Source organism: Bradyrhizobium sp. SZCCHNRI3043, from assembly GCF_032377735.1.
Classification (GTDB): domain Bacteria; phylum Pseudomonadota; class Alphaproteobacteria; order Rhizobiales; family Xanthobacteraceae; genus Bradyrhizobium.
In genome coordinates, this window is record NZ_JAUHID010000016.1 from 132,175 (window position 1) to 143,614 (window position 11,440).

Sequence of the window (11,440 nt, forward strand, 5' to 3'; positions counted from 1 at the left end):
AATAGCGCATGCGCTTTGCCGCGATCGCAGACGTCCACGGCAACCATCTCGCGCTCGAAGCCGTGCTGGCCGACATCCGGGCGCAAGGCGTGACTGATATCGTCAACCTCGGCGACATGGCCAGTGGTCCGCTCGACGCGCGCAAGACAATGGACTTGCTGATGCCGCTCGACGCGATGCATGTGCGCGGCAATCATGATCGCTGGCTGATCGATCGGCCGCCGGAGAAGATGGGAGCTTGGGAGCGACCCGCCTACGCCCAGCTCGAAGCTGATCATCTCGACTGGCTGCGCGCGATCCCGGCAACGGCCGTCTATCGGGACCAGGCCTTCCTTTGTCACGCGACGCCCGATGACGATAACGTCTACTGGCTCGAGAGCGTCGCTCAGGACGGTGCGATCACTTGCGCGCCGCTCGATGCGATCGAGAAACTTGCCGCTGATATCTCGCAGCCGCTGATCCTGTGCGGCCATACGCACACGGCCCGCGCGGTGCGCCTGCGCGACGGGCGGCTGATCGTCAATCCCGGCAGCGTCGGCAGTCCCGGCTATTCCTACGACGTGCCGCATCCGCATGTCGTCGAAGCGGGCACGCCCGATGCGCGCTACGCGATCCTGGAGCAGCGGTCGGCCGGCTGGAGCGTGACCTTCCGCCACGTGCCCTATGATCACCAGGCCATGGCCGCGCTCGCGCGCGCCAATGGTGACGGCGAGTTTGCCGCTGCGCTCGCGACCGGCTGGATCCGCTGACCTCACGCGAGCAGCTTCAAGGGATCAGCAACCTTCTGCCTGAGCTGCTCGAAGGTGCACTGCCGCGGCGACTTGTCGGGGCGCCAGCGCAGGATCGAGGTGCCGTGGCGAAAGCGCTCGCCGGAGAAATGGTCGTAGCAGACCTCAATCACCAGCTTCGGCTTCAGCGGACACCATTCCGCCGAGCGCTCGGTCGACCACCGGCTCGGCCCGCCCGGCGTATTGCCGGTGAAGCCGGGCGGCGAGATCAGCGGCTCGAGCTTGTCGGTCAGCGCGGGCTTCTCCTCCTTCTTGAGCGCGGAGGTGAAGCCGACGTGGTGCAGCAGGCCGTCATCGTCGTAGAGCCCGAGCAGCAGCGAGCCGACCAGCTTGCGCCCGTTGGCGCCCTTGTTGGTGGCGTAACGGAAGCCGCCGATCACGCAGTCGGCTGAGCGGTAGCGCTTGATCTTCTGCATGCCCTCGCGGTTGCCGGCCTGGTAGGGCAGGTCGACGCGCTTGGCGATCACGCCATCCGAGCCGCCGCCGGACTGCGCCAGCCAGCTTTGCGCGGTCGCGAAGCGCCTCGTCGCCGGCGACAGCCGGAAACTCGGATGTCCGGCGAAGTTCGCCTTCGCGAACGCTTCCAGCACCGGTCGCCGTTCCTGCAGCGTCTGTGTCATCAGCTCCTTGTCCTTCGCGGTCGCCAGCAGGTCGAAGGCGAGGAACAGCGCCGGCGTCTCGATTGAGAGCTTCTTCACCCGGCTCGCGGCGGGATGAATCCGCTGCAGCAGCGCGTCGAACGCGAAGCTCTTGCCCTGTGGCACCACCAGCTCGCCGTCGAGTGTGAAGCTGGTCGCCTTCAGCTCGCGCGCCGCAGCGACGACCTCGGGGAAGTAGCGCGTGAGGTCCTCGCCGGCCTTCGACTGCATCGTCACCGTTGCGCCGTCGCGCGTCAGCAGGCAACGGAAGCCGTCCCATTTCGGCTCGTATTGCCAGTCCTCGCCGCGCGGGATTGCATCCACCGAGCGCGCCTCCATGGCCAGCAGGCCGGATTTGCGGGAGGGCGAGCGATGGGCGCGGGCGGGCATGGCGACATCCGAAAACGCTGACTCACACCCCTCAACGCGAACGGCCGGCGATTCCGCCGGCCGCTCGACAAAAATCGTGGTTCTCGACGCGTCACACCGCCGACGAGATCCACTGCTGCAGCTTCGCCTTCGGCGCGGCGCCGACCTGGCGCGAGGCCATCTCGCCGCCCTTGAACACCATCAGGGTCGGGATCGACATCACGCCGTACTTCGAGGCCGTCTTCGGGCTCTCGTCGACGTTCAGCTTCACGATCTTGACCTTGTCGCCCATCGCGCTCGAGATCTCGTCGAGGGCCGGGGCGATCATGCGGCACGGGCCGCACCACTCGGCCCAGAAGTCGACCACGACCGGGCCGTCGGCCTTGAGCACTTCGCTTTCGAAATCGGCGTCGGAAACCTTGCCAACGGCCATGGGATTACCTCGTTCGGTTGGAGGGAGCGGCGCGGACGCGCCGCCTCAGCGTGGGTGTCAAAGTAGGAATGGCGTGATGCCGGGTCAAGCGGGCTCACTCAGTCGGGATCGGATGGCAGCATGGCGTCCAGCGCGGAGGCCGGAAGCTCCATGAATTCAGCGGCTTCGGTCCAGAGCAGGGCGGCCCGGACGGCGCGCCCGGGGTACAATTGGCCAAGCACGGCGCGGTACAGCGCAAGCTGCCGGACATAGGCCGGGGGCACGTCGGCCAGCTCCGCGGGCGGCTGCTGGTTGGTCTTGAAGTCGACGATCAGCACCTCGGCCTCGGTCACCACCAGTCGGTCGATCTGGCCGGAGACCAGCGCCGGCGCCTGGCCGGCCAGTGCGAGGCGGCCCACGATCGAGACTTCCGCCCGGCTCCCGGCCGCGAACACCGCGGCAAAGCGCGGGTCTTCGATGACGGCGAGCACGCGTTCCGCGAGACCCGCACGCTCGTCGTCCGGCCAGTCGGCGGCATTGCGAATCAAATATCGCAGCGCGGCGTCGCGGCGCCGCTCCGGCAGCACGTCGGGCAGCGACTGCAGCAGGCGATGCACCAGCGTGCCGCGCTGCATCGCAAGACTGCGCGCCGCCAGCGATTCGCCCGTGCGCACCGGCCGCTCGTCGGCGGATGGATCGGACGGCCTGAGCACGGCGACCTCACCGGGCGCCTCCGCCGCCGCCGTACGCAGCCACGCCGGCAGCTCGACGGCCGTCTCCACCATGCGCCGCGTTTCGTCAGCAGCGGTTTCCGCGATGTCCTCGGCCCGCGCATAGCGCTTGACCGGTCCGTCTTCGGTTTCGATCACCTCGACCTGCAGCTCCGCGGCATCGAGCCCGCGGGCCATCAAGTCGTACCAGCTGCCGCCGCGGACATTGTTCATGTTGCCCGGCATGCAGCCGCCGATGACCAGCCGATCCGCGGCGCGTGTCATCGCGACATAGAGCAGCCGGCGATATTCGTCCTCGGTCTCCTTGAGCATTGCCACGCGTGCCGCCGCGACGGGCTGCGGATCGTCGGCCTTGCGGCCGGCCCAGACCACGATCTCCTGCTCGCCATGCGGCACGTGGATCAGTCGCAGCCGCTGCGAATCCGCCGGCGACGAGGTGGTGTCGACCAGGAAGACGACGGACGCCTCGAGGCCCTTGGCACCGTGCACGGTCATCACCCGCACTTCGTCGCGCGAGATCTCCATGTCGCGCTTCACCTCGGTGTCGGCGGCACGCAGCCAGGCGATGAATCCCTGCAGCGAAGCCGGCGCCTTGCGCTCGTAGGACAGCGCCAGCTCGAGGAACTCGTCGAGGGCGTCATTGGCCTCATGGCCGAGCCGCGCCAGGATGCGCCGCCGGCCGCCATCGCCGCCGAGCAGCCAGGCATAGAAGGCGAACGGCGTGTCCTCCGCGGCGCGGCGCTCACATTGTTGCAAGCGCCGTACGACCGCCTGCAGCCGCGCGTCGTCAGCGGCGTGCGCCGTGAGTGCGTCGCGTAGCGAGCCGCGACGCTGCCACGCCAGCTTGAACAGATCGTCGTCGTCGAGCCCGAACAGCGGGCTCTTCAGCGCGGTCGCCAGCGCCAGATCGTCCTGCGGCAGCAGCAGCGCGTCGGCGAGGTTCATCAGGTCGATGATCGCGATGTGCTCGGTGAGCTTCAGCCGGTCGGCGCCCGCGACGGGGATGCCGGCATGCTTCAGCGCCTGGATCACCGCGTCGAACGCGTTGCCGCGACGGCGCACCAGGATCAGCATGTCGCCATAGCTCAGCCGCCGTCGCGCGCCGTCATGGCCGGTCATCGTGCCCGTCGAAATCAGCCGCTTGATCTCGGCCTGGATGCGCCTGGAAAGCTTGACCTCGGGGCTGGTGACGGAGACGCCGTCGAACGGCGCACGCCAGCCCTCGATCTCCTTGCGGTCGTCGCGCTCGCACAGGCTCCATAGCTCGACCATGCTCGGTCCGGCATCGGTCAGCGCGTTGTGGATGGGATGGCCGATGTCAGGCGAGTGAATGCTGCTGTAGACGTCGCGCTCGCGGAACACGTGGTCGACCGCGTGCAGCACCGTCGGCCCGGAGCGGAACGAATAGGTGAAGGACACCGGGTCGAACAACAGCCCGGCGTCGGTGAAGCGCTTCTGCAACTGTCGCCGGCGCGCATCGAACTCGTGCGGGTCGGCGCCCTGGAACGAGAAGATCGACTGCTTCTCGTCGCCCACCGCGAAGATCGTGCGCGTGAGTCCGTCGCGCGCCCCGGCGCCGGCGGTGAACTCTTCGATGATGTGGGCGACAATGTCCCATTGCCGTGGGCTCGTGTCCTGCGCCTCGTCGATCAGCACGTGATCGACGCCGCGGTCGAGCTTGTAGTGCACCCAGCCGGCGGAGACTCGGTTGAGCATTGCCAGGGTCTTGTCGATCAGGTCGTCATAGTCGAGCAGGCCGCGTTCCTCCTTCTCGCGGCGATAGTTCGCAGCCGCCGCGGTGGCGATCTGCAGCAGCGCCTCGGTGCGGTCGCGCACGACAGCGGCGCGGCGCTTCTCGATCAGGCGGTCGAGCCGGCGCGCTTCCGATTCGAACAGGCCGGCGATGCCGGGATTGGCGTCGGCGAACTTCTTGGTGAGCAGGGACTTCCGCGGCTCCTTGTCCTCGGTCAGGAATACGCGGAGATATTCATCGACCTGATCGGCGCCCGAGAACGCCAGCGCCGCGCGCAACTGCTCGGCCTGCTTCTGATCGGTCTTGGCGCCGCCGTCGAGCCGGCCGGCGATGTCGGTCCAGTCCCTCAGTGGCAGATTGGGGCCGTCGACAATGTCGCGCTCGATGGCTTCCAGCGTCTCGTCGGCGCTGATGCCGAGCACCTCGCCGAGCTGTTGCGCCGCGACCTCGACGCGCCCCGCGCCATCGGTCCAGGCCATGAAGTGATCGCGGCTGAGACAGGCGTCGCGCACGACCTCCTTGAAGGTCGAGTCCGCCGCATTGGCCATCGCCACCTGCAGCGCGCGGCCGACCGCGCTGTCGGGCGCCCGCGCGGCGTCGAGCAGCACCTTGAGATTGGCGCGCTCCATCATCTCGGTCTGGTCGCGCTCGTCGAGCACCGAGAACCGCGCCGGCACGTTGGCTTCGAACGGGAACTGTTGCAGCAGCCGCGTGCACAGCGCGTGAATGGTCTGCACCTTCAGCCCGCCCGGCGTCTCCAGCGCGCTGGCGAACAGCTTTCGCGCCGAAGCCCGCAGCTTCTTGTCGGGGTTTGGGATGCCGGTGGATTGGATCGCGCTGTCGAGCGCGTCGTCGTCGAGCGTCACCCAATGGCCGAGCGTCGAGAACACGCGCTCGGCCATGTTGGCGGCGGCGGCCTTGGTGAAGGTGATGCAGAGGATCTTCTCCGGCGGCACGCCGTCGAGCAGCAGTCGGATCACGCGCTGCACCAGCACATGCGTCTTGCCCGAGCCGGCATTCGCCGACACGAAGGCCGACGCCGCCGGATTCGACGCGCGCGTCTGCGCGTCGCGCACGGCCTGCGGAATGGGGCGGGGCGCCTTCACCATTCTTCGACTCCCAGTCCGCCGGCCGCCGACCATTCCTTGATGCGGGCGAGGTCGTCATAGCTGCCGTAGCGGTTCGCCCACATCGACAGGTTCAGTGAGGTGTAGCCTTGATTGACATCCTCGAAGCTGCGGATCAGTGCTTCGAGCTTGGCGCGCGCCTCCTGCGCGGCCTGGTCCGGGTGCTGCGGCGTGTCGCTCTTGTTGATCTTCAGCTCGAGGATGCGCTCTTCGCCTGGCGGATTGTTGCCGGACAGCCTGACATAAACGAGCTGACTGATCATGCTGCCGGTCGGGATGCCCTCGAAGCCGCCTTCGCGCAGGATCGCGGCTTCGAGTGTGAGCTGCGGCGACAGCCCCATGCGCACCTGCTTGGCCGTCGGCGGCTGGCCAGTCTTGTAGTCGAGAATGGCGTAGGTGCCCTCGGCACGCTGTTCGATGCGGTCGGCGCGCGCCGACAGGATGAAGGTGCGGCCCTGATCCAAGGGAATGCCGATCTCGCCGCGGATCTCCGCGGTGATGGCGCCGATCTGCGCGCGCCGCGCGGTCTCCCACGCCGCGAACCAGCCGGCGATGCGCTGGAAACGCGGCCACCACAATGCCCGCGCCTCGGGCCGCTCCATCAGCGGCGCAAAGTGTTTCTCGCCGATGACGCGCAGCGCATGCGCCGGATGCAGCGGCAGGGCATCAGCATAAGTCTGCGTGAATTCGCCGATCGCTTCGTGAATCGCCGAGCCGCGATCGGCCGCCGACAGTGGCATGTCGACAGGATCGAGCGGATCGAGCCGCAGGATGTAGCGCGCGAAGATGGTGTAGGGATCGCGCAGCCAGTCCTCGATGGCGGTCACCGACATGCGCAGCGGCCGTGCTGCCAGCGGCGGCTTCGGCGCCGGCTGTTCGACCGGCTTCACCGCGGCCGGCTGGTCGAGCACCTCGGCATAGCGGACGTAAGTCTCGCCGCGCGCGGTCGCCGCCTTCCAGCGCTCGGCGCCGGCGACGGCTTCGAGACGGTGCAGGAAGCGCGAGGCCACGGCCGGCGCGCCGCCGGACTTGGCGGCGTGCGTCAGGATCACCTCGGGCGCGCCGAGCAGTTGGGCGAAGTCGTGCGCCGACAGGCCGATGCGGCGCTCGGGCAGATCGAGGCCGAGCTGATGCCGCATCGGGCGGCTGAGCCAGGGATCGATGCGCGGCGCCGGTGGCCACACGCCCTCGATCAAGCCGCCGATGATCATGCGATCGGCCTGCATCAACCGCGCTTCGAGCGGACCATAGATCTGCAATTGCGCACCGTGGCGCTCGGGGCGGCGCACCGCGCGATCGGAGAAGGCGGTATGGAACAGATCCGGATAGTCCGACAGCGGCGCCATCAGGCCGCAGCGCTCGCCGGACGCGAGCAGGTCGTCGAAGCAGCGCGCCAGCGCGGCGCCGTCGCGATCGGTGAAGGCGGTGCTGAGACCGACATCGTCGGTCGACAGCGCGATCAGCACCTCGCGATGCCGCGCGGCGAGCTCGGCGAAATCCTGCGGGCGCGGCGAGGCGAGGTTTTCGAGCGGCGCCAGGGCCGTCTGCAATTGCGCGATCAGCGCGCCGGCGCGGTCGAGCTGCTCGGGACTGAGACGCGCGCGCGGCTCGGCCTTGTGCAGCGATGATGCTTCGCCCTGGTGCAGCTTGGTGTGCTCGTCGCGGAAGCGCGCGAAGTCGCGCGCGAGCCCGCTCGTGCCCGCTTGCGGCCGGGTGCCGCGGAGCATGGCGAGCTCCAGCGTCTCGATGGCCCCTCTCCAGCCATTCGCGGCGCGGCCGAGCCGGCACAGCGGATGCTTGAGCAGCGCCAGCAAGGTCGGCGGCTCCAGTCCGCGCGCGGCGGCTTCGGCGGCGAGGCGCGCGAAGATGCCGGCCGGCGTCTCCAACAGCGCATCGCCGCCGGAATCGTCGAAGGTCAGATGCCAGCGCGTCAGCGCCGCCATCACGCGGCGCGCCAGCGCGCGGTCCGGCGTCACCAGCGCGGCCGACTTGCCGAGATGCCGCGCCTCGCGCATCGCGATCGCAATCGCCAGCGCCTCCATCTCCGGATTGGGGGCCGCGACGACAGCGAGATTGTCCATTGCTTCGGCGATGTTGGCGGCGATGTCGAACTGGCGCAGCCGCTCGTGCCACATCGCCGTCGCTTCCGACGGCCGCATCGCTTCTGAGATCAGCACCTCGCGGCCGCCACGGCCGGTTGGGGCGAGACGGACCACGTCGCGCCGCTCCAGGCCGAAGCGTTTGAGCAGCAGGTGCATCGCATATTGCGGATGGTTGACGGCAGGTGGCGTCAGCACGCGGCCGCCGCGATCTTTGCTGCCGCCGATCGAACTCCACGCGGCTTCGTCGAGATCGGTGTCGAGCCCAGGCAGCACCACCGCGCCATGCGGCAGCTTGGCGACGGCGAGCAGGAATTTTGCCGTGGCCGGCATCGAGCCGGTGGAGCCTGCGGCAATGACGGGACCATCGGGATGTGCCGACAGCCGCGCCGCTTCGGCCGCGATCAGCAGATCGCGCCGCGCCGCCGGCTCGATGCGCTCGATCTCCTGCAGATAGGCAGGCCACGCGGTCCGCGCGATGCGCAGGAACTCGAGCGAATACTGCCAGTATTTGTCGAGCTGATCCGGCACCAGCGCGTCGAGCGCATCCCAGGACACGCCGCGCGTCACCATGTCGTCGATCAGCCGCGCCAGGTCGCCGGCCAGGGCCAGCGTCGAGGCCGGGCCGCCGATCACCAGCGGCGCCGACACCGGCGTCTTGGCCCAGGCCGCGACCAGCCGCGCCAAGGTGAGCCGGCGCTGCAGGTCGTCGAGCCGTTCCGGAATCTCCAGCGGCGCCGGCCCGAGGAACGCGTCGCGATCCTCCGCGAAGGCGAGCTCGTCCTCGTCGATGTCGCCGAGCGCGACGAGCCGCGGCAGCACCGCGGCATCGGTCTTCAGCTCGTCGAGGAACATCTCGCGCGCCACCCGCAGGGAGCGCCGTGTCGGCAGATACAGCGTCGCGGTCGCGAGCCGGGCGGGATCGCTGCGCGCCTCGAAGCCGTCGACCAGCCGGCCATCGACCAGCGCGGCGATCACGCTGCGCAGGAACGGTGCCGAGATGGGAACGGTGAAGACGCGCATGGCCTGCGATTCGGGTTGCTCGAGGCGTCTATATAGGGAGCGATCGGCCGCAGGTCATATCGGGGGTGTGGATGGGTGTTGATAGGTGCGGCTGCGCTCGGCTGCCTAGAACTTGCGGGTGGGGCAGTTCGCGGCGTGAAGCGGCGGTCCGGGATGACGTTCGCCACTCGGATGAAGTGAGGTGAGTACGCGACCTCCGCATATTCGCCGTCGTCCCGGGCAAGCCTCTGACAGCGCGTCAGCGCTGTCAGAGGCGCCGAGCCGGGACCCATAGCCCCAGGCTGATGTTTGTGGCGCGATGGTCATGGCTAGCCTACGCAACACGCCCCCCTGTGGATATGGGTCCCGGCTCTGCGCCCTGGCCTCGCTGCGCGATGCCAGGGCTTGGCTGGGACGACACTGAATATGAGGAAGCAGTTTCGCCCGATTCGCCATCTTAGGCAGGCCACCGACCGCGCCTCATGCGTCCTCATTCCCGCGACGCCGTCGCGCCCGAGTGATGCAAATCGTTCGCCCTCATCCGAAGCAAGGGCGCAGGGAAGGCCGGGCCTCGGCTGAGGCCCGTGGCCCCCGTGCGTGAAAGAGTGCACGGGGCAGGAACCACAGGTTCAGCCGGAACGACCCGGCCTTCCCTGCGCGATGGGTTGACGGCTTATACGTCCTCTCCTCGGTGTGCCGGCTTGTAGCCACCGTCGCCCGCGCGCGGCGTCAGCAGCGGCGCGAGCTTGGCATCAGCATCGGGATGCCGGGACCTTACGATTTCGCCGTCCTGCCAAAACCGTTCGTCGGCGCGCATGAGCGCGCTGCGGTTCTGACAGGCCATCGCATCCCGCGCTCAACGTTCGTGACGACCGCGATACGCCCCTCGCAACGAGGCGGGATGCGCATGAGAGAACACGAATTCTGTAAAAGCGAAAGAAGAATTTTGTGCGCGTCGAATGCGACGAGCGGGATCGGGTTGAATGTGCGGACGAAAATAGTTTCTCGACGCAGATAATTTGAGCGATGCCAGCGCAGGGTCGGCGCCGACGAGGCGGAGCAAATCGCGCAATGCGCCGACTTGATTCGCCCGTCGGGCAGTCCGCTACGCCGCACTCTCCATCAGAGCCTCTTCCGCTTCCGTCACCGCGGCCGGCGTGCCGACATGCATCCACACGCCTTCGAGGCGGAGGCCGAACAGGCGGTCCTGCTCGTTCGCCTTGTCGAACATCTTCGTCAGCGAGAACTCGCCCGACGGCGCGCCATCGAAGATCGCGGGCGAGATGATGGCCGCTCCCGCATAGACGAACGGCACCACCTGATGCTCCCGGCGCTTGCGCAAGGTACCGTCGGCGAGCATGGCGTAGTCGCCTTGACCCGCATAGCCGATCGAGGTCGCGGTCGGCGCCATCAGCAGCATGATGTCCATGCGTTCGGGATCGAACGCGTCGGCGAGACGCGAGAGGTTCTGGCGCACGCCCTCGATCCACATCGTGTCGGAGTTGACGTGGAAGAACGGCTCGTGGCCGAGCAGCGGCAGTGCCTTGACGACGCCGCCGCCGGTGCCGAGCACCTGGTCGCGCTCGTCGGAGATGATCACGCGGGGCGTGCTGCGCGCGGCCGTGTGCGCGATGATCTGGTCGGCGAGATAGTGGACATTGACGACGGCTTCGGTGACCCCGGCTTCGGCGAGGCGGTCGAGCACATGGTCGAGCAGCGGGCGGCCGGCGACGCGCACCAGCGGTTTGGGCATCGTCTCCGTCAGTGGGCGCATGCGCAATCCGAGACCTGCGGCGAGGACCATGGCTTTGTGCGGCTTGACGGGCATCTCAGGCAATCTCGATCAAAGGTGGTACGCACGAATCATACCACGCAAAAACATCTATCGTCTCGGTCGGTTGCGATAGCCCGGCGCGATGACGAATGTGCGACGGCGGCGCCGTCGTCCCGATGCAAGATGCCGCAGGTGTCTCCCGGTACGCCGTCAGGCCTCCGCTGTGGCGCGCTTGTTGGTCTTCTTCTTGCCCTGCTTCAGGAAGGTGACGCCGATCTGGTCGCCATTGACCCAGGCCAGCTCGCAGCGCCGGTAGGCCAAGCCGGTCGACGACAACAGCAGGAAGAACTCCTTCAGGTGCAGGCCTTCGACCGAGCCCTCGACCGTCAGCTTCGCCCCGGTCTCCGAGACGTCCTCAATGGTGCAGTTGCGCCGCCAGGTGCCGTCGATGCCCATCATGAAAGCCGGGATGCCGCGCTCGAAGACGACGCGTTCGCCCTTCATCCGCTCTGCCATCGCAACCTCCATTCATGCGCGGCGCGCAACCGGCGCCGCGGGCGCAAGGTAAGGGGGGATGGCTAAGAACCGGTAAAGCGACGCGGGTGGGTGGTTTTGGCGCGTCCTCTTCCCACAACGGCGGTCCGCTCCCCTCCCCCTTGCGGGGAGGGGTTGGGGGTGGGGGGGGCCAGGTATGAACCGGGCTGAGTCCTGACAATTCAGACCGGGTTGATTCCTGACAGGCAAGCT

General features: G+C 68.1%; 7 protein-coding genes. 1 reads left to right on the plus strand and 6 read right to left on the minus strand.

All coding sequences use genetic code 11. The features are described from left to right. Window positions 1-8: 8 nt before the first annotated feature. Window positions 9-749: a metallophosphoesterase family protein gene (locus tag QX124_RS25550; protein WP_315798619.1), complete on the plus strand. Its 741-nt coding sequence runs from the start codon at window positions 9-11 to the stop codon at window positions 747-749. 2 nt (window positions 750-751) lie between these two features. On the opposite strand, the gene QX124_RS25555 is transcribed toward QX124_RS25550, so the two are convergent. The 6 genes from QX124_RS25555 to QX124_RS25580 form a co-directional block, all read right to left on the minus strand. Then, the gene (locus QX124_RS25555) at window positions 752-1,765 is read right to left on the minus strand and encodes an ATP-dependent DNA ligase (RefSeq protein WP_315798628.1); all 1,014 of its coding nucleotides are present in this window, start codon (window positions 1,763-1,765) and stop codon (window positions 752-754) included. A 142-nt stretch (window positions 1,766-1,907) separates the two neighbouring features. Next, the gene (gene trxA, locus QX124_RS25560) at window positions 1,908-2,228 is read right to left on the minus strand and encodes a thioredoxin (protein ID WP_015663255.1); all 321 of its coding nucleotides are present in this window, start codon (window positions 2,226-2,228) and stop codon (window positions 1,908-1,910) included. A gap of 98 nt (window positions 2,229-2,326) precedes the next feature. Beyond that, complete coding sequence (gene addA / locus QX124_RS25565) at window positions 2,327-5,800, minus strand: double-strand break repair helicase AddA (protein WP_315798620.1); 3,474 nt, start codon at window positions 5,798-5,800, stop codon at window positions 2,327-2,329. Beyond that, window positions 5,794-8,940, minus strand: coding sequence for a double-strand break repair protein AddB (gene addB, locus QX124_RS25570; protein ID WP_315798621.1), 3,147 nt, complete (start codon window positions 8,938-8,940; stop codon window positions 5,794-5,796). Before addB ends, addA begins: the two co-directional genes overlap by 7 nt. 1,084 nt (window positions 8,941-10,024) lie before the next feature. Then, on the minus strand, window positions 10,025-10,747 hold the full coding sequence (locus tag QX124_RS25575; protein WP_315798622.1) for a nucleotidyltransferase family protein: 723 nt from the start codon (window positions 10,745-10,747) through the stop codon (window positions 10,025-10,027). Window positions 10,748-10,903: 156 nt separating this feature from the next. Next, window positions 10,904-11,209, minus strand: a complete 306-nt coding sequence (locus tag QX124_RS25580) for a PilZ domain-containing protein (RefSeq protein ID WP_008963143.1) — start codon at window positions 11,207-11,209, stop codon at window positions 10,904-10,906. Window positions 11,210-11,440 lie beyond the last annotated feature (231 nt).